5 protein-coding genes are annotated in these 22,634 nt (G+C 62.1%); all 5 read right to left on the bottom strand.

The features are described from left to right. Positions 1 to 29: 29 nt before the first annotated feature. Entirely contained in the window at positions 30 to 8,606 is an 8,577-nt protein-coding gene (locus HZ99_RS00225) for a non-ribosomal peptide synthetase (protein WP_038440406.1), read from the bottom strand. Beyond that, on the bottom strand, positions 8,606 to 11,938 hold the full coding sequence (locus HZ99_RS00230; RefSeq protein ID WP_051902963.1) for a non-ribosomal peptide synthetase: 3,333 nt from the start codon (positions 11,936 to 11,938) through the stop codon (positions 8,606 to 8,608). Before HZ99_RS00230 ends, HZ99_RS00225 begins: the two co-directional genes overlap by 1 nt. Continuing rightward, positions 11,939 to 19,816 carry a non-ribosomal peptide synthetase gene (locus tag HZ99_RS00235; RefSeq protein ID WP_051902964.1) on the bottom strand — a complete coding sequence of 2,626 codons (7,878 nt, stop codon included), beginning with the start codon at positions 19,814 to 19,816 and terminating at the stop codon, positions 11,939 to 11,941. A gap of 132 nt (positions 19,817 to 19,948) precedes the next feature. Further along, positions 19,949 to 21,598, bottom strand: a complete 1,650-nt coding sequence (locus HZ99_RS00240) for a cyclic peptide export ABC transporter (RefSeq protein WP_038440408.1) — start codon at positions 21,596 to 21,598, stop codon at positions 19,949 to 19,951. A gap of 138 nt (positions 21,599 to 21,736) precedes the next feature. Beyond that, positions 21,737 to 22,615 carry a formylglycine-generating enzyme family protein gene (locus HZ99_RS00245; RefSeq protein WP_038440411.1) on the bottom strand — a complete coding sequence of 293 codons (879 nt, stop codon included), beginning with the start codon at positions 22,613 to 22,615 and terminating at the stop codon, positions 21,737 to 21,739. Positions 22,616 to 22,634 lie beyond the last annotated feature (19 nt).

Raw genomic sequence — 22,634 nt, forward strand, 5'->3', positions numbered from 1 at the left:
CCGGACAAAAATCCGGGGCGCTGGCAGGTTTAACCGGTAACCGCTTCATGCTGCGCCAATTGCTGGAGCAGGCTGTGCAGAAGTTGGTTGTTGTTGAGCATCTGGTAATGCCCGGCGACGATCCGTTCGTCCAGGACGCTGCCCGCCACCGGGTTGGCGAAGTCTGGGGTACTGGCATCGCAGGCCCACCAGCAACTGGCTGCAGCACGTGTCCGGGGCAGTGCCGTCAGCCCCAGGGACAGGGCCTTGAGTTTCATCGCGACCCTAAACGTATGGGCCAATTCCTCGACACTGATCTCGTTGAACGCACAAGTGCTGGCGACGTGTTGACGGATATCCGTGATCAAGCTCTCCACCCTGGCTTGAGGGCTGTCGGCGGGCAGTTCCACTACCGGCAGCTGTTCGGTGGCTTGGCCGAAGATCACCGCGAGGAAACCACGCAAGTCATCGCCCCAATCCAGATCGGCGGCAACCGGGGTGGCGGATGGGATAAAACTGTCGACCAGCCCCAGGAACTCTACTTCCTGACCCTGCTTTTCCAGTTCCTGAGCCACCAGGACCGCGAGGGTCCCTCCCAGCGACCAACCCACCAGTTGATAAGGCCCCAGGGCCTGTTTCTGGCGGATGTACTGGGCATAGTCGATAGCCATGGATGCCAGCGATTCATCCTGCCAGTCGCGGTCGAGCAGCATTCGGCATTGCAGGCCGTAGACACTGCGCTTGCCCTCCAGGCGGCGGGCGAGGGTGTCATAGTCGAACACCGTGCCAAAGCCGGCATGCAGGCAAAACAGTGGTTGGGCGTGGGGCATGCGGCTATTGAGCAGCAGCAGCGGATCCAGGTCGGTGGCCGGGGCAAAGCCTGACAGTTCGGCAATGGTCGGTTTGCCGATCATGTCCCGCAGTTTCAATTCGAGCCCCAGTTCAGGCTGGCTGCGCACTTTGGACAGGACTTTGAGGATACGCAGCGAGTCGCCGCCCAGTTCAAAGAAGTTGTCGGTCACGCCCACGCTTTCCAGTTCCAGCACGTGCTGCCAGATGGTCGCCAGGGCTCGCTCCACGGCATTGCGCGGGGCCACGAATTCACGGCCCTTGAAGTCAGGATCGGGCAGGGCCTTTCGGTCGATTTTGCCGTTGGGATTAAGCGGCAATGCGGCCAGGCGGATGATCTGCGCGGGCACCATGTAATCCGGCAAGTCAGCCTGAAGCAAACCACGCAGTCGCTCTGCTGGGGCCTCATCGGCCGGTGTCACGACGTAGCCGATCAGTTGCTTGCTGGCCCCTGTCTCGCGGGCGACAACCACGGCATCCTGCACCCCGGGAATGTCCCGCAACCTGGATTCGATTTCGCCGAGTTCGATGCGAAAGCCACGGATTTTCACCTGATTGTCCAGGCGACCCAGGTAGTCAATGACGCCGTCAGGTCGCTGACGTACCAGATCGCCGGTGCGGTACAGGCGTGAGCCATCGGCCGCGAATGGGTCAACCACAAACCGTTCGGCCGTCAGCCCCGGACGCTGGTGGTAACCCCGGGCCACGCCCTCACCACCGATATACAACTCGCCGGCTGCCCCCTCGGGCAAAGGATTGAGATGTTCATCGAGGACATACAGCGTGCGCTCGCCAACGCGTGTCCCAATCGGTGCATACACCGCGCCGCAGGTTTGAGTGGCGGCGACTTTCCACAGCAACGGCGTCACCACGGTTTCGGTAGGGCCATAGCCGTTGGTCAAGTACGCAGGCTTGAGGGCCTGCTTGACCAGCTCAAAGTTGGCATCGGCCACCGCGTCCCCGCCAAAGCAGTAAATGCGCACCGCAGGAGGTGCCTTGCCGCAATCACGGGCGTATTCCGCCAGTTGTTGCAGATAGGCCGGTGGGAAGCAGGCAATGCTGATCTTATGGGCGTGCAAGGCGTGCCAGGTTTCCTCGGGAGTCCATAGGCGGTTTTCGCGCACCACCAGCTGGCCGCCGTGGGCCAATGTGCTCAGCCAGCGCTCCTGGGCCCCGTCGAAGGCAAACGACATGAACAACAGCTCGCGGGTGGCGCTATCCATTTCATAGCGTTGACCGATGGCCTGGCAGTGCATGCGGATCTGCCCGTGACTGACCGCCACACCCTTGGGTTTGCCGGTAGAGCCTGAGGTGTAGATCAGGTAGGCAAGGTTGTCGGCGTCGATCAGTGGTGCGGGGCAGGTATCGGGCTGCGTCGCCAGTGACAGGGTGTCGAGTTCGATCAGCGTGGGCGCCCACGGCTGGTCGAAGCGTTCGCGTAGCGGGCTTTGGGTCAGCAATACCCCCATGGCCGAATCTTCGACAATCCACTTCACCCGGTCTTCCGGATAGTCGATGTCCAGCGGGACGTAAGCGCCGCCAGTCTTCATCACGGCATAGAAGGCGACAACCACATCCACCGAGCGCTCCAGGGCGACGCCAACGAAGGTCTCCGGTCCCACCCCCTGGGCGATCAGGTGATGGCCCAGACGATTGGCACGTTGCTCAAGTTGGCCATAGGTCAAGCGATTGTGTTCGCAAACCACCGCCACGGTATCGGGAGACCTCTCGGCATGCTGGCGGATCTGTTGCGCCAACAGGTGTTGGCCATGGGGTTGGGTCGTCAGTTGATTGCGTTGCTGCAACGCCCGTTGCTCTTGTGCATTGAGCGTGGGCAGGCTGCCCAGGGTCGCCGTCGGGTCACCCAGCATGGCCAGCAACAGGGTTTCAAAGCTGCGGCGCAGTTGCTCAACGGCCTCGACGGTGAAGCGGTTGCGCAGGTACATGAACTCGATGCTCAGGCGACTGCCAAGGTTGACCGCCAGATCCATGGCGAAAGTGGTGACGTCCTGGCTCTTGGTTTCACCGAATCGGAGCTGATCTTGCTCGGCCTCTTGCAGGCGCTCGTCCACCGGGTAGTTCTCGAACACGATGATGCTGTCGAACAGCGCCTGGCCACCTTGGCCGGACCAGCGTTGCACATCGGCCAGTGACGCATGTTCGTGATCGCGTACTTCCAGGTTGTAGGTTTGCAGTTCGAGCAGCCAGTCGGCCACCGTCTGTTGCGGTTGTGGGGTCTGGATGATCGGTAAGGTGTTGATAAACAACCCCAGTATCTCATCCGCGGCCACAAGGCCTGGTGGCCGGCCTGCGACGGTGCTGCCAAAGCACACGCTGTCTTGCCCGGTATAGCGTTGTAGCAACAGCAGCCAGGTCGCCTGGATCAGGGTGTTGGGTGTTACGCGCAGGCGTTGTGCCTGATCTTTCAGGCCCAGGGTTTGTTGCGCATCCCAGTTGAGGTAGAGCGCCTGATGGCCGTCGTTGCCCGGGTCGGGGCGCGGCGACAGGCTATTGGCAAGTACGGTGGGGCCATTGAGTCCTTGCAGCTTGTGCTTCCAGAAGGCTTCCAGGGACGCCTGGGGCTGGGCTTGCAGCCAGGCAATGTAGTCGCGGTACTTGCCGCGTTTGGGCGGTTGGGATTTGCCGTTGTAGACCTCGAACACTTCCGCGAGCAGGCGTGAGCTGCTCCAGCCGTCTAGCAGAATGTGATGGTTGGTCCAGATCAGGTAGAGCTTGTCGCTCGCCAGCTTGACCAGCGTCAGGCGCATCAGGGGCGCGCTGAGCAAGTCGAAGCCTTCACGGCTGTCGGCTTCGACTTGTTCTTGCAGGTCTTGGGCTGAGACTTCCCGGTCTTGCCAGTCCAGAACCCGCAGGGGCAGGACGGCGGTTTTGAACACCAGTTGCAGCGGCTCATTCAGATGGCTGGCGCCCCAGAAACCGGTACGCAGGATTTCATGGCGCTCGATGACGGCATTCCAGGCGGCGGCAAAACGCGTGATATCCAGGCCACTGACCGGGACTGCCGTCTGATTGATGTAAGCCGCAGCCTCTGAGGCTTCAAGGGTGTGGAACAGCATGCCTTGCTGCATCGGCGAGAGCGGGTAGATGTCTTCGATCTGCCGGATCGGCACGCTCAGGGCGTCCAGTTGTGCCTGGTTCAGCCTGGCCAACGGGAAGTCGGACGGCGTGGCCCCCTGATGACGGGGATCACAGCAATAGGCAATCAGTTGCTCCAGCGCTTGCAGGCAGCGGTTGGCAAGGGTCTGGATGACGTCGACAGGGAATACGTCCTGGCTGAAGATCCAGCCCATGCTTAGCTGGTTGTTGTAGACCTGACTGTTGACGGTCAGCCAGTTATCCAGCGGGGCGTCATTATCCTTTTCGCAGCCCTGTGCTTCGCCCGACGGGGCAAACAGCGCCCCTTCGGCACTGTCAAAGCTGCTGTCGAACTGGCCCAGGTAGTTGAAGGTAATGCGCGGCATCGGTAATGCCCCCAGGCGTGCCTGAGCCTGGGCGTCACCCAGGTAGCGTAGAACCCCAAACCCAATGCCTTTGTCAGGAATGGCCCGCAGTTGCTCCTTGACCTGCTTGATGGCGTCGCCCAGGTCTGGGTGGGCGGTCAACCTGACCGGGTACAGGCTGGTGAACCAGCCCACGGTGCGGGTCAGGTCGATGTCATCGAACAGCGCTTCGCGGCCATGGCTTTCCAGTTGGATCAAGACGTCGTCGCGTGTGGTCCATTGGCTGACTGCGCGGGTCAGGGCCGTCAGCAGCAGGTCATTGATTTGCGTGCGATAGGCTGCGGGCGCGACTTGCAGCAGTTGTTGGGTCAGGGTTTTGCTCAGTTGGACATCGACAGTCGTCGCCTGGGTATGCCGCTGGCTGCCTTGCGGGTTGGCTTGGGGCAAGTGGTGACTGGCCGCGTTCAGTTGCTGCTCCCAATAGGCCAGTTCCTGTTGCAGGACGTCGTGGCGACTGTAGGCCTGCAACTTTTCGCCCCAGGTTTTGTAGGCGCTGGTCTTCTCTGGCAAAGCGATAGCCTGGCCCGTTTGCAGTTGGCGGTAGGTGCTTTGCAGGTCATCGAAAAGGATGCGCCAGGACACGCCATCCACCACCAGGTGATGAATCGCCAGCAACAACCGCTGGCTGCCATTGCCCAGGCTGACCAGTACCGCCCTTAGCAGCGGCCCGTCTTGCAGGTTGAGGCTGCGCTGGGCTTCGTCGCCCAAGGATTGCAGGTGTGTGGCGTCGTCAATCCGGGTTTGCCAGAGCACCGGGGCCGTGGTCGGGCGGTATTCGGCGTGCCAGTGGTGTTCATCGTAGGTGAAGCTCAGGCGCAGGGCGTCGTGGTGCTGGATCAGGGCGTCGAGGGCCTGTTCCAGCAGGTGCGGGTCCAGGGCCGTGGCGGGTTTGAGCAGGACCGACTGGTTCCAGTGGTGACGCTCGGGAATATCGGTGTCGAAGAACAGGTGCTGGATCGGCAGCAACGGTGCCAGGCCGGTGACCGGGCCCTGGTCGATCGCAAGGCCCTGGCCCTGGGTTTTCGCCACGCTGGCCAGGCCCTGGATGGTCTGGTGCTGGAACAGGTCCTTGGGGGTGAAGTGGATGCCGGCCTGGCGCGCGCGGCTGACCACCTGGATGGAGATGATCGAGTCGCCGCCCAGCTCGAAGAAGTTGTCGTTCAGGCCGATTTTTTCCAGCTTGAGCACGTCTTGCCAGATGCCGGCGATGCGCTGTTGCACCTCGTTCTGCGGGGCCACGTAGGCGTGCAGGGCCTGGCTCGCGTCGGGGGCGGGCAGGGCCTTGCGGTCGAGTTTGCCGTTGGGAGTCAGGGGCAGGTTGGCGAGGAACACCCAGTGGCTGGGCACCATGTATTCGGGCAGGCTTTCCTTGAGCTGACGCTTGAGCGTGTCACGCAGCAGTGCTTGCGCAGCCTCATCGCCAAGGGGGCCGGTGGTGGTGGCATAAGCGACCAGTTGCAGGTTGTCGGTGACTGTCAGTGCCAGCACGACGGCTTCGCGAAGGCTGTCTTGCGCCAATAGGCGAGCTTCGATTTCCCCCAGCTCGATACGGAACCCACGGATCTTCACTTGGTGGTCAATGCGCCCGATGTACTCGATGACCCCATCGGCGTCATAGCGGGTCAGGTCGCCTGTGCGGTACAGCCGTTCACCCGTTGTGGAAAACGGGTTGGGTACATATTTCTCCGCCGTCATGGCCGCCCGGCCGAGGTAGCCTCGGGTAATTCCTGCACCGGCCAGGTGCAGCTCGGCAGCCACCCCGGTGGGCACCGGTTGCAGGTCGGCATCGAGCAGGTAGCTTTGGGTGTTGTGCAATGGCCGGCCAATGTTGGCCTGGCCGCCGGCCTCGCGGCGAGTCCAGGTGGAGTAGGTGGTGTCTTCGGACGGGCCGTAAAGATCGAAGACGTGTTTGATCGTGGCCTGTTGGTAGAGGCTGTCCACCAGGGACTGCTTCAGCGGTTCGCCGGCCAGGTTGATGATGCGCACGCTGTCGGGGATTTGTCCGGCGCGCTGCAGGGCATTGACCGCCGATGGCACGGTATTGATCAGGCGGACCTGGTCGCGGGCCGGCAAGTCCGGCAGCTCCAGAGCATTGCGGGCAAGAATGATCGAGCCGCCGTTGGCCAGGGTGACAAAGATTTCCCAGACCGACAGGTCAAAACACACCGAAGTGGAGGCCAGTACGCCCTGGATATCCTCGCGACTGTAGACTTGCTGCGACCAATGGATCAGCGCCAGCACGTTGCGGTGGGCAATCGCCACGCCCTTGGGTTTGCCGGTGGAGCCGGAGGTGTAGATCACGTAGGCCAGGTTGTCTGGGCTGACCTGGGTGATCGGGACGGTCTGCGGGTAGTCGGCCAACTGATCCATCAGTAACACTTGCGCGCCGGTGTCGGGCAGGTCGGCGAGCAGCTCGGCTTCGGTCAAGAGGACCTGGGCGCGACTGTCTTGCAGCATGTAGGCAACGCGATCGGCAGGGTAATCGGGATCCAGCGGCACGTAGGCGCCACCGGCCTTGAGCACACCGAGCAAGGCGACAATCAGCGCATCGGAACGTTGCATGGCCACGCCAACCCGTACTTCGGGGCCGACGCCGAGCTCAATCAACTTGTGGGCCAGTTGGTTGGCCCGGGCGTCCAGTTCGCGATAGCTCAGGGTTGCAAGGCCATGGGTCAGGGCAACAGCCTCGGGCCTGCGCTCCACGTGTTGCTCGATCCACTGGTGAGTACAACGCTCACGCGGGTAGGGTGAGGTGGTGGTGTTCCAATCGTGCAGGATCTGTTGTTGTTCCGCCGTGCCAAGCAAGGACAGGCTTGCAATCGGCTGATGTGGTGCGTTGATACAACGTTCGAGCAGGTTCAGCCAATGCTGGCCGAGGCGTTCAATGGTGTTTGCCTCAAACAGGTCGCTGGCATAGTTCAGGGTGGCCGACAGCCCTTGCGTGGACTCGAAGGTATTGAAAGTCAGGTCAAATTGCGCGGTGCGACTGCCCCAGGTCATCCCTTCGATGTGCAGCGAGGACGGTGAGAATCCTTGAGCGGCTGCCATGTCCTGATGCTCACTGAGGTGGTTGTACATCACCTGGAACAGTGGGTTGACGCTCAGGTGACGCTCCGGTTGCAGGGCCTCGACCAGTTGCTCGAAGGGCAAGTCCTGGTGGGCCTGGGCATCCAGTGCGGTTTGCTTGACCTGCGCGAGCAGTTGGCTGAAGGACAGCGGCTCATCGAAGCGCGCCCTGAGCACTTGCGTGTTAACGAAAAAGCCCAGTAGATGTTCGGTTTCCACACGATTGCGGTTGGCTACCGGCACGCCCACACGAATATCGGCCTGGCGACTGTAGCGGTGCAGCAAGGCCTGGAACGAAGCGAGCAACAACATGAACAAGGTCACGCTGTGTTGCTGGGCAAGCTGCTTGAGTTTCTGTTCCAGCGCTGCTGGAAGCGCAACGCTGATGTTCGCTCCGCGAAAGCTCTGCACAGCGGGTCTTGGATGATCGTTGGGCAACTCCAGGACGGGTTGTTCGCCGCCCAACTGGTCTTTCCAATAGTTCAGTTGGCGTTCACTTTCCCCTGCTTCCATCCAGTGGCGCTGCCAGATGGCGTAGTCGGCGTACTGGATTGCCAGCTCAGGTAATGTACTTGGCCGGCCCTGCTGGAAGGCGGAATACAGAGCGATCAACTCCTTGATCATCACCTGCATCGACCAGTCATCGCAGACGATATGGTGCTGGGTCAGTACCAACACATGATCATCGTCGCCCAGGCGCAGTAACGCGACACGCAGCAGTGGGCCTTCGTGCAAATCGAACGGCCGGGAAGCCTGGGCCTGGATAAATGCCTTGATCGCTGCCGTGTCGAGTGCCTTGGCGGTGTTTTGTTGAATCTGCAGCGGCCTGTCCGGATGAATGACTTGCAGCGGTCGCTCTTGGCCCGCGGCAAACGTGGTGCGCAGCGTCTGGTGGCGGGCGATCAAGGCATTGAAGCTTTGCTCCAGTACCGCAACGTCCAGCGGGCCCTTGAGGCGCAGGGCCGTGGGAATGTTATAGGCAGCGCTGTCGGGGTCCAGTTGCCAGAGCACCCACTGGCGCTCCTGAGCAAAAGACAGGGGGACCGACTCGAAGGCTGACTGCACCTCTGGGATCGGCAGGTTGGCGGGTGAGACCCCTTCAGCCAACATTTTTTCCAGGTACAGCTTGCGCTTTTCCAGGGGCAGGGTGATGAAGCGCCGGGCAATGCGGGCGGCAACAGCCTTATCCATCAGAACTCCTCCATTTCATCGAGCAGGGCTTCAAGCGTGTCCAGCTTTTGCGCGCTGACGGGCCCGGCCTGCTGCTCAAGCTGGGCCGCAAACGCGCCCAGGGTCGGGTGTTGGAACATCAACTGCGGCGTCAACTGCATGCCCAGCTCCAATTGCAGGCGCGAGACCACGCTGACGACCAACAGCGAATGCCCACCCAGTTCAAAGAAGTGATCTTCAAGCCCGATGGGCTCGATTTTCAGGACGTCCTGCCAGATCGCCGCTATCTGCTGTTGCAGGGGGCTATTGGGGGCGACGTAGGTTTTTTGTACCTGACTGATGTCCGGTTTTGGCAGTGCCTTGCGCTCCAGCTTTCCATTCGGACTCAACGGCAATCGATCGAGGAAAAGCCAATGTGCCGGCACCATGTAGTCCGGCAGATGCACCTTGAGGCGCGCCTTGAGCAGGTCGCGCAGGGCCAGGCTGTCGCTGCCCGAAGCGGGAACGATGTACCCGACCAGCTGCAAGCCGGTGGCGGTATCAACGGCCAGCACGGCGGCTTCATGCACCTCGTCTTGCGCCAGCAACAGTGCCTCGATTTCACCCAGCTCGATGCGCAAACCACGAATTTTCACTTGATGGTCGATACGCCCGACGTACTCGATAACCCCGTCAGGACGCTGGCGCGCCAGGTCGCCCGTGCGGTAGAGGCGTTCGCCTTTGGCATAGGGGCTGGCGACAAAGCGCTCGGCCGTCAGCGCCGGTCGTTGGTGGTAACCCCGGGCAAGGCCTTCGCCAGCGAGGTACAGCTCGCCGATCACTCCAGGCGGGACGAGCGCCAGCTCTGCGTTGAGGACCCAGGTGCTGAGGTTGGCGATAGGCTGGCCGATCGGGACGCTGCTGCGCCCCTCTTCACGGCAGGTCCAATGGGTCACGTCGATGGCGGCTTCGGTCGGGCCATAGAGGTTGTACAGCCGCGCGCCCGGCAATTTGGCGAACACCTGCCGCTGGGCATCGGCTGACAGTGCCTCGCCGCTGCACACGATACGTTGCAAGCCGCTGCACCGGGACACTTGCGCGTCGGCCAGGAACACTTGAAGCATCGACGGCACGAAGTGCAGGGTGGTGACGTGATGCCGATTGATCAACTCGACCAGTCGGGCCGGATCACGATGGTCGCCAGGGTTGGCAATCGCCAGGCGAGCGCCGGTCATCAACGGCCAGAAAAATTCCCAGACGGATACGTCAAAACTGAATGGGGTTTTTTGCAGTACCGTATCGTGCGCCGTGAGGCCGTAGGCCTGTTGCATCCAGCACAAACGGTTGACCAGTGCGCAATGTCGGTTGGCCGCACCTTTGGGCTTGCCGGTCGAGCCGGAGGTGTAGATCACATAGGCCAGGTTTTGCGGGTTAAGGCAAACCTGGGGGTTGGTGCTGGCGTAAGTGTCCGGGGCCGGTTCATCCAGGCACAGTGTGCGAACGTTTGCAGGCACTGGCAGGGTATCAAGCAAGGACCGTTGGCTGAGCAGCAAGGTAATGCCGCTGTCCTGCATCATGTAGGCCAGGCGGTCGCTCGGGTATTCAGGGTCCAGTGGCACATAGGCACCGCCGGCCTTGAGGATGGCCAGCAGGCCAATGACCATTTCCAGGCTGCGCTCGAGCGCAATGCCCACCAGCCCGTCGGGGCCTGCGCCCTGGTCGATCAGGCGATGGGCCAACGCGTTGGCCTGCTGATTGAGCTCGGCATAGGTCAGCCGCTGCTCGCCAAAAATCAGTGCTGGCGCGTCGGGAGTGCGTTCGACTTGCTGTTCGATCCACTGGTGAACACAGCGCTCAAGGGGGTAGGCCGTGTCGGTATGGTTCCAGCCCAATAGACGCTGCTGCTGCACGTCGCTGAGTAACGACAAGGTGTCGATAGGCTGCTGCGGCGCCGCCATGCAGCGTTCCAGCAAGTTCAGCCAATGTTGCCCGAGGCGCTCAATGGTGCTGGCGTCAAACAGGTCGGTGGCGTAGTTCAGGGTTGCAGACAGACCCTGGGCTGATTCAAAGGTGTTGAGGGTCAGGTCGAATTGCGCGGTAGAGTGCTCCCTGCCCAGGCTCTCGACGTGCAGGGCGGAGGAAGGTGACGGTTGGCCGGCTGCGGCGCCCTGGTGTTCGCTGAGGTGGTTGAACATCACCTGGAACAACGGGTTGAGGCTCAGGTTACGCGCTGGTTGCAGGGCTTCGACCAGTTGCTCGAAGGGCAGGTCCTGATGCGCTTGGGCTTCTAGCGCCGTTTGTTTGACCTGGGCCAACAGTTCGCGAAAGGACAGCGGTTCATCGAAACGTGCCCTGAGCACTTGGGTGTTAACAAAAAAGCCCAGCAGACGCTCGGTTTCTACCCGGTTGCGATTGGCCACGGGCACGCCGACACGAATGTCGGCCTGGCGGCTGTAATGGTGCAAAAGTGCCTGGAACGAGGCGAGCAGCAGCATGAACAGCGTCACATTGCTCTGTTGGGCAAGCTGCTTGAGTTCCTGTGCCAGTGCCGGGGGAACCGTGACCGTGACGTTCGCCCCACGGTAGCTCTGTACGGCGGGTCGCGAACGATCAGTGGGCAACTCCAGGACCGGTTGCTCGCCGCCCAGTTGGCCCCTCCAGTAAGCCAGCTGGCGTTCGCTTTCCCCGGCTTCCATCCAGCGGCGCTGCCAGATAGCGTAATCGGTGTACTGAATCGGCAGTGCTTCCAGCTCGACGGACAGCCCTTGGGAGTAGCCACCGTACAGCTCTACCAATTCCTGGACCATCATGTGCATCGACCAGTCATCGGAGACGATATGGTGCTGAACCAGCGCCAGCACATGATCGTCGTCAGCAACGCGCAGCAACTTCACCCGCAGCAACGGATCGTGGCGCAAATCGAATGGTTGACGGCTCTGGCGTTCGACGAAGTCCTTGATAAAACCAGCGGTGGCGCTGTTTTCACGCGTGACCTCCAGCACCAGCGCGCTTCGCGGCTCGATCACCTGCATCACGCCCTGCGGCTCTTCGACAAATCGGGTACGCAGGCTCTGGTGCCGCTCGATCAGGGTATCGAAGCTGCGTTGCAGCGCATCGATATCCAGCGGGCCACGCAGGCGCAAGGCCGTCGGCAGGTTATAGGCCGCGCTGGCAGGGTCCAGCAGCCATAGAAACCACTGGCGTTCCTGGGCGAACGACAAGGGTATTTGCGCGAAGGCATGCCGGGTTTGTGGAATCGGCAGGCGCGACAAGCTCATACCCTTGGCGCTCATTTGCTCATAAAGGGTTTTGCGCTGGGTAACCGGCAACTTGATAAAACGGTCAATCAAGTCGTTCAGGGCATTGGCTTGCATTTATTGGGTCTCCAGCACATCGAGCAGATCAAACAGATCATTCAATGAGTCATCAGGGGGTTGTTCGCCGGCGGGCTCGATGTGGCGTGCGTAATCTTCCAGCGAGGCACTCTCGAAAATCGCTGCCAGTGGCACCTCGACCCCCAGGTTCAGGTGCACGCGGGAGGTCACTTGAGTGGCCAGCAACGAGTTGCCGCCAAGGGCGAAGAAGTTGTCATCCAGGCCGATGCGCTGGGTTTTCAGCACGGCTCGCCAGATGTCGGCAATGTCGCTTTGCAAGCCACGTTGCGGTTCACGGTATTCCTGGGCTGCGCTTTGCACGTCTACCGTCGCCAGGGCCTTGCGGTCGAGCTTGCCGTTGGGGTTGCGCGGCATTTGCTCCAACAGGTGCACTTGGGCGGGAATCATGTAGGCCGGCAAGCGTGCCTTGAGGAACGCCCGTAGGGCCTCGATGCCCGAGTGGTCGTGGCCTTCCTCCAGGGTCAGGTAGGCAATCAACTGCTTGCCCAGTGGGTTCTCGCCAACCAGTACGGCAGCCTCGCGAACCCCGGGGAACAGCGCGATTTGCGCCTCTATCTCCCCCAGTTCGATACGGAAACCATGGATTTTCACCTGCTGGTCGACACGTCCCAGGTACTCCAGGGCGGCGTCTTCCTTGCGTCGGCGTGCCAGGTCACCGCTCTTGTACAAACGCTCGCCGGGTACCAGGGCAAAGGGGTTGGGCACAAAGCTGGTGGCGGTGCGCACCGGGTCGCCACAGTAGCCGCGCCCCACGCCGATGCCGGCGATGCAGATTTCACCGGTGGCCCCGGTGGGGATCGGCGACAGGTCGTCGTCCAGCACATACAGGCGATTGTTGTCGGTTGGGTAACCGATAGGGATGTAGGTGCGCTGGGTCGAGGCCGGGTCGATGTCGTAGAACGCCACATCATCAGAACACTCGGCAGGGCCATAGGCGTTGATCAATCGGATTTGCGGGTAGCGCGCGAGCCAGTCAGCGGCGGTTTCTGCCGGCAGCGCTTCGCCGGTGGGCAGCAACCAGCGCAGATCGGGAAGCGCGCTGTGTCGTTCGGTCAGAAGCGCCTGGATCAGGGCCGGGACAATTTCCAGCACGGTGATGCGTTGTTCTTCAATGTGCTTGAGCAGGGCGTGTGGGTTTTTCGAAATAGCATCGGCAAAAATACACACCTTGGCGCCGCACAGCAGCGCGGTGAGGAACTGCCAGACAGAAATATCGAAGGATTGGGAAGCGGTCTGGGCAATGATGTCCCGGTCGGTCAGTTGCAGGTACGGCACTTTGCTCAACTGGTTATTGAGCATGCCGGCCTGTTCCACCATGACCCCCTTGGGTTGCCCGGTGGAGCCGGAAGTGAAAATCACATAAGCCAGGTTGTTCGGGCCGCTGTAGCGTCCCGGGCGCTGCCGGTTGGCGTTTTCGGGCGGCTGATCTTCCCACACCAACAGGCTTACGGTGTGGCCGGGAGCGCTGGCGGCCAGCTCGGCCAGCAGGGCCTGGGCCAGCTCACGGTACTTGGCCGTGCAGACCAGCAGCGGTGTCTTGCTCAAGAGCAGGATGTTCTTGATCCGTTCGCCAGGGTGGCTCGGATCCAGCGGCAGGTAGCCGGCACCTGCCTTGAAGGTGCCGACAATCATTGCCAGCAGTTCCAGGTCGCGATCGGCCAGCAATGCCACGGGCTGGTCCAGGCCTACGCCACGCTCAATCAAACGGTGGCCGAGGCTGTTGGCGTGGTGGTCAAGTTGCTCGTAGGTCCAACTGCGGTCCTGGCACACGGCGGCCACGCGTTGTGGGCTGGCATCGACATGCTGTTCGAACTGTTCGATGAACGAGCGTTGCAGATCGTGTGGCACCTGCGATTGGTTGTGTTCAAGCACCCAATCGCCCAGGCGTGCCGGATCAAGCAGCGTGATCTGGGCCAACGGCTGGTGCAGATGATGACGCAGGGCGACCAACCATTGCTTGAACTCCTCCAGCAGGCTGTCCATGGTCGAACGTTCAAAGAAACGGGTGTCGTAGGACAAGTGCAAGCCAACCTTGTCGCTCGGGTAGACCACCACGGTCACCGGGTAGTTGGTGTGGGTCCGTGAGGACTCGGAGATCACGCCCATGTCCTGGGCATCCTGGCCGACGGAATCTTCCATCGGTGCGTTTTCGTAGACGAACAGGCTGTTGAACAGCGGCTGGCCTTTGAGAATCTCGCTGCACTCCTGGATGTCGACCAGGGGCAGGTAGTCATATTCACGCAGCGACACGTTCTTGTGCAGGATGCTTTGCAGCCAGGCGAGGGTGCTGAGTTGACTGTCCGGGGTGGGGATGGCGACCCGCAACGGTACGCTGTTGATAAACAACCCCACCGTATTTTGCATCTCGGGAATATGCGCTGGGCGGCCGGAGACCGTGACGCCAAACACCACGTCCCGCGAGCGACTGTGGTTATGCAGGGTCAAGGCCCAGGCCGCCTGGACAAAGGTGTTGAGGGTGAGGTGGTAGCGCGTCGCGGCTTCTTGCAGGGCGGTACTGTCTTGCTGGCTGAGCCAGGTGTAATTGTCGCCAATCACGGACACCGAGTGAGCCGCCACTTGCGGATGATCCACGGGGAGCGAAGTGGTGTGCTCCAGGCCTGCAAGCTGGTCTTGCCAGAAGGTCGTGGCGGCGTTGCGATCCTGTTGCTGCAACCACTGGATAAAGTCGCGGAAGCGGTAGGGCGTGGCCAGCTCACAGGGTTTGCCCGCCAACATGGCGTGGTAGATCTCGAAGAAGTCCGACATCAGCAACGAGCGGCACCAGGCATCCAGCAGGATATGGTGGTTACTCATGACAAACCGATGGGATTGGTCGGCCAGCAGGATCAGCTTGAACCGAATTGGTGGCTGCGCGGCGAGATCGAAGCCGGCTTCGCGTTCGACCTTGAGCAGGTGTTCGATTTGCGCTTGCACCTGGTTCATTGGCACATGGCTCAAGTCCAGGCGTTCGACCTGCACGCTGCTGTTTTTGTGGATGATTTGCAGCAGCGTGCCGCCGGTGTTCCACAGGAATGACGCCCGAATCGCTTCATAGCGTTGCACCACCTGCTGCCAGGCCGCTTCGAAGCGCGGATAGTCCAGCGTTTCCTTGATGGTGTAGCACTCTTGCATGAAGTAAATGCCGGAGTTTTTTTCCAGCAGTGTGTGCACCAGCAAGCCTTCCTGCATGGGCGACAACGGGTAGATGTCTTCGATCTGCTGGAGCGGGATGCTCAGGGTGTCCAGTTGTGCCTGGCTCAACCCGGCCAATGGGAAGTCAGACGGCGTGGCCCCCTGATGACGGGGATCACAGCAATAGGCAATCAGTTGCTCCAGTGCTTGCAGGCAGTGGCTGGCAAGGGTCTGGATGACGTCGACAGGGAACACGTCCTGGCTGAAGGTCCAGCCCATGCTCAACTGGTTGTCATAGACCTGGCTGTTGATGGTCAACCAGTTACCCAAAGGCGTTTCGCTGTCTTTCTCGGCACCGCGTTCCTCGCCAGTTGGGGCAAACAGCGCCCCTTCGGCACTGTCAAAGCTGCTGTCGAACTGGCCCAGGTAGTTGAAGGTAATGCGCGGCATCGGTAATGCCCCCAGGCGTGCCTGAGCCTGGGCGTCACCCAGGTAGCGTAGAACCCCAAACCCAATGCCTTTGTCAGGAATGGCCCGCAGTTGCTCCTTGACCTGCTTGATGGCGTCGCCCAGGTCTGGGTGGGCGGTCAACCTGACCGGGTACAGGCTGGTGAACCAGCCCACGGTGCGGGTCAGGTCGATGTCATCGAACAGCGCTTCGCGGCCATGGCTTTCCAGTTGGATCAAGACGTCGTCGCGTGTGGTCCATTGGCTGACTGCGCGGGTCAGGGCCGTCAGCAGCAGGTCATTGATTTGCGTGCGATAGGCTGCGGGCGCGACTTGCAGCAGTTGTTGGGTCAGGGTTTTGCTCAGTTGGACATCGACAGTCGTCGCCTGGGTATGCCGCTGGCTGCCTTGCGGGTTGGCTTGGGGCAAGTGGTGACTGGCCGCGTTCAGTTGCTGCTCCCAATAGGCCAGTTCCTGTTGCAGGACGTCGTGGCGACTGTAGGCCTGCAACTTTTCGCCCCAGGTTTTGTAGGCGCTGGTCTTCTCTGGCAAAGCGATAGCCTGGCCCGTTTGCAGTTGGCGGTAGGTGCTTTGCAGGTCATCGAAAAGGATGCGCCAGGACACGCCATCCACCACCAGGTGATGAATCGCCAGCAACAACCGCTGGCTGCCATCGCCCAGGCTGACCAGTACCGCCCTTAGCAGCGGCCCGTCTTGCAGGTTGAGGCTGCGCTGGGCTTCGTCGCCCAAGGATTGCAGGTGTGTGGCGTCGTCAATCCGGGTTTGCCAGAGCACCGGGGCCGTGGTCGGGCGGTATTCGGCGTGCCAGTGGTGTTCATCGTAGGTGAAGCTCAGGCGCAGGGCGTCGTGGTGCTGGATCAGGGCGTCGAGGGCCTGTTCCAGCAGGTGCGGGTCCAGGGCCGTGGCGGGTTTGAGCAGGACCGACTGGTTCCAGTGGTGACGCTCGGGAATATCGGTGTCGAAGAACAGGTGCTGGATCGGCAGCAACGGTGCCAGGCCGGTGACCGGGCCCTGGTCGATCGCAAGGCCCTGGCCCTGGGTTTTCGCCACGCTGGCCAGGCCCTGGATGGTCTGGTGCTGGAACAGGTCCTTGGGGGTGAAGTGGATGCCGGCCTGGCGCGCGCGGCTGACCACCTGGATGGAGATGATCGAGTCGCCGCCCAGTTCGAAGAAGTTGTCGTTCAGGCCGATTTTTTCCAGTTTGAGCACGTCTTGCCAGATGCCTGCGATGCGCTGTTGCACTTCGTTTTGCGGGGCCACGTAGGCGTGCAGGGCCTGGTTGGCATCGGGGGCCGGCAGGGCCTTGCGGTCGAGCTTGCCGTTGGGCGTCAGGGGCAATTGCGCCAGCATCAGCAGGTGGCCAGGGACCATGTAGTCCGGCAGGTGTTCGCCGAGGTGGGCCTTGAGGGTGTCGCGCAAGGCGTCCTGGTGGGTGATCTCCGTTGCCGGTTCTGTCGGCACCACATAGCCCACTAACTGCACGCCGCCCGGGGTTGGGTGGGCGATGACCACGGCTTCGCGCACCGCCTGGTGTTGCAGCAGTTGCGCTTCAATTTCCCCCAGTTCGATGCGCAAACCGCGGATTTTGACCTGATGGTCGATGCGCCCGATGTAGTCGATGACCCCATCGGCGCGGTAGCGGGTCAGGTCGCCGCTGCGATACAGGCGCGCGCCATTGCCGGCAAACGGGTCGGGAATAAAGCGTTCGGCGGTCAGGCCCGGGCGCAGGTGGTAGCCCTGCGCCAGGGAGTCGCCGCCGATCAACAGCTCGGCGTGGGTGCCTACTGGGCACAACTGCAGATCGTGGTCGAGCAGGTAGGTGCGCACGTTGGCGATGGGCCGGCCGATAGGGGCGATGGCGCCCTCTGGCAGGCGGTCGACATCAAACAACGTGGTGTCGATGGTGGCTTCGGTTGGGCCGTAGAGGTTGCACAGACGGCCGTTCCAGCGCTCGCGCAATTGGGCCACCAGCGGGGTGCCCAGGGCTTCGCCGCCGAGCAGCAGCAAGCGCAGGGATTGCATTTGCGTGCCCTGTTCGTCGGCCAGCAAGGCTTGCAGCAGCGAAGGGGCCATTTGTAACACGCTGATGCGCTGGGCGGCCACTTGCGACCAGAGCATCGACAGGTCTGCGGACAGCTCGCTGGATGCGAGGACCAGCTGCGCACCGTTGAGCAATGGCAGCCAGAACTCCCACACCGAGGCGTCGAAGCTGAAGGCGGTTTTTTGCAAGACCCGGTCCGCAGCGCTCAGGCCCAATTCGCCTTGCATCCACAGCATATGATTGGTCAGGGCGCCATGGCGCACTTGCACACCCTTGGGCTGCCCGGTGGAGCCGGAGGTGTAGATCATGTACGCCAGGTTATCGGCGCTGACCGTGACCTGTGGGTTGGCGCTGTCATAACCTTCCAGCCAGTCGCTGTCCTGGTCCAGGCTCAGGGAGGGCAGGCGGTCCGGGACGGGCAATGCCAGGCTGCTTTGGGTCAGCAGCAGGCCGATGCCGCTGTCGTTGATCATGTAGGCCAGGCGGTCGGCGGGGTAGGCCGGGTCCAGCGGGACATAGGCGCCACCGGCCTTGAGCACGGCCAGCAGGGCGATCACCATTTCCAGGCTGCGTTCCAGGCCAAGGCCCACGCAGGTATTGGGGCCCACGCCCAGTTCCAGCAGTTTATGGGCCAGTTGGTTGGCGCGACGGTTGAGCTGGTCCAGGGTCAGTTGCTGTTCGCCGAACTCGACGGCAACGGCACGGGGCAGGCGTTCGGCTTGTTCCGCGAACAAGACATGCACCGGTGCGGCGTTGGGGTAATCGACCGCCGTGGCATTCCACTGCACCAACTGCTGGCCACGCTCCTCGGCGCTGAGCATCGGCAGTTCGCCGATCCGTGCGTGGGGCTGCTCGAGCATCGCCTGCAACAGGTTCTGGAAGTGCCCGGCCAGGGTGGCGATGGTCGCCGGGGCGAAGCAAGCGGCGTCGTATTCAAAATGCGCAGTGATCTGCTGCTGGCTGTATTCCACATCCAGCGACAGGTCGAACTTGGCCTGCAGCGGGTGGCTGTCCATAAATCTCAATTGCAGCGGGCCCAGGTGCAGGGCCGCCTCCTGCACGGCGCCGACACGCCAGTTGAACAGGGTCTGGAACAGCGGGTTGGCCTGGGGGCTACGTTGCAGGTGCAGGTCTTCGAGGATCAGCTCGATGGGGTAGTCGGCATGTTCCAGGGCAGCAAGGGATTGCTGGCGCAGGCCCTGGAGGAACGCGCTGCAGGTTTGTTCGGGCGCCAGTCGCGCGCGATACACCTGGCTGCTGACAAAAAAGCCCACCAGGTCCTGGATCTGCGCCTGGTTACGGGTGGCGTTGGGCACGCCGACGGTGAAGTCGACTTGGCCGCTGTAGCGCCCCAGCAGCAACTGCCAGGCGCCCAGGAGCACCACGAAGGGTGTCAGGCCCTGTTGCTGGCAAAAGATCTGCAGGCGCTCGCTGAAAAGGGCGGGCAGCGCGTGCGCATGATGGCCGGCGCCTGCGTGTTGTTCCAGGCGCTCGCGGGGCAGCTCCAGGGTCGGGATTTCGTCGCCCAGGCAGGCTTTCCAATACTGCGCGGCGGCGTTGTGCTGCGGCGTCAGCGGGTAGTCTTGGCGCTGCCACTGGGCGTAGTCGGCGTACTGGATGGCCGGGCGCGGCAGGGTCTGGCCCGGTTGGCGAAGGGCGCTGGCCAGGTCGTGGATCAGGATCGGGTTGGACCATGCGTCCGAGACGATGTGATGCATATTGAGCAGCAGCACGTAGTCCTGTTCGGCCTGTTTGAGCAGGGTGCTGCGAATCAGCGGCGCCTGGCGCAGGTCGAAGGGGTGCGTGGCGTGCTGGCGGATGCGCTGTTGCAGCTGCAGGTCGCGCTGCTGGCTATCCAGGGTGCTCAGGTCCTCTTCCAGCAGGGTCAGCCGCGCGTCGGGGTCGATGACTTGCAGGAGCGTGCCATCGGTGTCGCGAAAGGCGGTGCGCAGGATATCGTGGCGGTCGATCACCCGGTTCAGGGCCGCCTCCAGGGTGCGCGGGTCCACCGGGCCCTTGAGGGCGATCGCCCGGGGCAGGTTATAGGCGTGGCTCTGGGGATCGAACTGTTGCAGGAACCACAGGCGCTGCTGGGCGAACGACAGCGGCACCGGGTCGTGCCCGGCGAGGTTCTGGATGGACTGCCCGGCGCCTGCTTCATCGGCCAGCAATAAGGCCAGCAGGTCGTCGTCGGGAAGTTGGTTCAATGGGGTCATGATCGATCTCGTCGCCGTCGGCAGAGGAAATAAGCTGTGTCAGGAAGACGAAGTTCGATCGATGAGATTTAGGCGCCATGGCCGGCGGGGAGCGTTGTAGGCGCCGGCTTGCCGGCTCCTACAGGGGGGAGATCAGGCGCAGGCTTTTTCGCTGATGACGCGGCCGGCCTGCATGCGTACCAGTTGGTCGGCGACGTCGAAGTAACGGTCGTCGTGGGAGATGACGATGATGGTCTTGCCCAGGCGTTTGAGGTCTGGCAGCAGTTCGGTGTAGAAAATTCGCCGGAAGGTCGGGTCCTGGTCGGCGGCCCACTCGTCAAACACCAGCACCGGGCGCTCATCGAGCCAGGCGTTGACCAGGGCCAGGCGCTTGCGTTGCCCGGTGGACAGGTCGGTGGTGGTGAACGCGCCGTCGCGCACACTGACCTTGTGGGCGATCTCCAGGCGCTCCAGGTATTGGGTGGCGTCGTCGGGCAGGGCCTTGTCGTTCTGCACCAGGTCGTCGAACAGGAAGTAGTCGGCAAAGATCGTGGTGAACATCTGGCGGTAGTCATCCAGGCCCAGGGCGTCCACGGGCAGGCCGTTGAGGCGGATTTCGCCTTGTTGCGGGGTGTACAGGCCCAGCAGCAGCTTGATCAGGGTGGTCTTGCCGCAGCCGTTTTCGCCGACGATAAACAGGATTTCCCCAGGCTCGATGCTCAGGTTGACCGGCCCCAGCTTGAACGGTTCGCTGCCTTCCACGGGCGGGAAGGCGTACTGCACGTTGCGCAGTTCCAGGTGCTTCATCACTGGCACGCTTTTGTCGGCGTCATCGAGCAGCAGGTGCGGCTCCGGCGAGGAGAAACGCTCCGACAGGTCGGCAATGCGGCGGAAGGCGATCTGTGCGCGGCTGATGATCGGCAGGTTGCCGATCAGGTTTTCCAGCGGGCCTTTCATGTACAGCAGCACCAGGACAAAGCCGCTCATCACCGCCGGATCCGAGCTGGGCCAGAATTGTTGCAGGGTCAGGGCCAGGCCGATCACCACGAAAAACAGCATCGAGCCCAGGCTCTTGGCGACCACGAAAATATTGATCGAGCGGATATGGGTGTCGCAGATATGGTCGGCGGTGCCCTGGATGTTGCGGGTGTGCATGGCATGCCGGCGCGGGCGGTGGATGCGCAGTTCCTTGGCGCCCTCGGCGATCGCCGAGTAGTGTTTTTGCAGGTTGTCTTCGGCGTCGCGGGCGGCGTAGAAGCCTTTGATACCCTTGCTTTGGGCGATGAACTGCACTGCCGAACCAATCCCGATGGCCAGCAGGGTCATCAGGAAGATCGGCCAGGACAGCACTGCCAGGTAGCCCAGGCAGCCAAGGATCACCGTGGTCGAAATCGCCAGCGGCGCAAAGGCGAAGGCGAAGTCGCTGATGGTGTCCACGTCATGGGTCAGCACCGGGATCAGGCGGTGGGTGCGGTAGCGCTCGATCTGTTCGATGGGCGCGGCGAGCACCTTGGCACCCAGGTCCTTGCGCAGTTTGGCAATCACTTTCTGCCCGACGAAGTTGGTGCCGATATCGGCGCCGATGCTGCTGAGCAAGGCCAAAAGGCACAGCCCGGCGAAGGCCAGGACCACGCCGGTGCCCATGCCGTCGGCGCTGTGCAGGCCGCGGTTGACTGTGGCCAGCAGCGCGGTGACGCTGAGGCCGCCGATGATGCCCAGGGTGATGGAAGAAATGACAATCGGCCGATAGGGCTTGAGCAGGCTCAAGAGTTCGCGAATGGCGCTGCGCGGTGCTGCGGTCATGAAACTACCTCGATCGCGACGTGGCTACGTGCTGTGGGCAAGTGAAGGCCTGTGCGCGAAGTGTTACCGCTGGCAGGCCGATAGTAGGAGGACGAGTCGGGCGGGGCGAGATTTAGCCGCGTCCCGGGTGGCGCTGGCTCAAAGATCCCGCGCCACGCGAAAGCCCAGCCAGTCGCCGCGCACGTTGGGGTAGAGGTTGTTGCGGTTGCCGGAGCGGGAAAACACCGGTGCTTCGCCCCAGTCATTGCCGCGAATCTGCCGCACCTCGCATTGCCCGGTCAGCCAGGCACTGCCATCGCTGGGCGCTCCGACATAGCTGTCGTTTTCACAATCTTCGACCCACTCATAGACGTTGCCGTGCATGTCATACACGCCGAACGCATTGGGCGCATAGCTGCCGGCCGGTGCGGTATAGCTGTAGCCATCCGCCGGCCCGTAGGTATTGGCGTGCTTGGCGATGCTGTATTCCTTGCCCTCGTCGAACGGGAACGGGAAGGGGCCGGAGGTGCCGCCACGGGCGGCGTACTCGCGCAGGGACTCGCTGACCATACGGTATTGTTTGCCGGTTTTTTTCGACAGCCAGGCGACATAGGCGTTGGCTTCGGCAAAGTCCATGCACACGGCCGGATGTTTGGGGCTTGTCTTGTAGGTGGGCTTGCCGGCTGTGCATTGGCGGCCTGGGCGGTCGTCACCGTCGGGCATTTTGTAGCCGGTTTCTTGTATATAGCTGTCCCATTCCCCGGCCAATACCTGGAAACGGCTGATAGCCACGGGTTTGGCAAAGGTCACGTCATGGATCGGGCCTTCATCGGGCTGGCGGCCGACTTCATCGTCCGGGGTGCCCATCTTGAAGGTGCCGGTGGGCAGTACCACCATTTCCGGGCAGTGCTTGCAGTCCTTGAACACGGTGCCGGGCTTGGGCGGTGCTGCGGCCTGGGCGGACGGCGCCAGGCCGGTCATCAATGCCGCCAGGGCCAGGGATTTGAGCAGCGTCGGGGTGAGCGGTTCATCGTTCATGAGTCGTCTCGATAGCAGG

It is taken from the genome of Pseudomonas fluorescens (assembly GCF_000730425.1).
In the GTDB taxonomy this organism is placed as follows: Bacteria; Pseudomonadota; Gammaproteobacteria; order Pseudomonadales; family Pseudomonadaceae; genus Aquipseudomonas; species Aquipseudomonas fluorescens_X.

What these genes read in the sequence shown, in the direction of transcription:
- HZ99_RS00225 (WP_038440406.1), bottom strand. Translation starts at nt 8,606, where the DNA reads ATGGATAAGGCTGTTGCCGCCCGCATTGCCCGGCGCTTCATCACCCTG.
- HZ99_RS00230 (WP_051902963.1), bottom strand. Translation starts at nt 11,938, where the DNA reads ATGCAAGCCAATGCCCTGAACGACTTGATTGACCGTTTTATCAAGTTG.
- HZ99_RS00235 (WP_051902964.1), bottom strand. Translation starts at nt 19,816, where the DNA reads ATGACCCCATTGAACCAACTTCCCGACGACGACCTGCTGGCCTTATTG.
- HZ99_RS00240 (WP_038440408.1), bottom strand. Translation starts at nt 21,598, where the DNA reads ATGACCGCAGCACCGCGCAGCGCCATTCGCGAACTCTTGAGCCTGCTC.
- HZ99_RS00245 (WP_038440411.1), bottom strand. Translation starts at nt 22,615, where the DNA reads ATGAACGATGAACCGCTCACCCCGACGCTGCTCAAATCCCTGGCCCTG.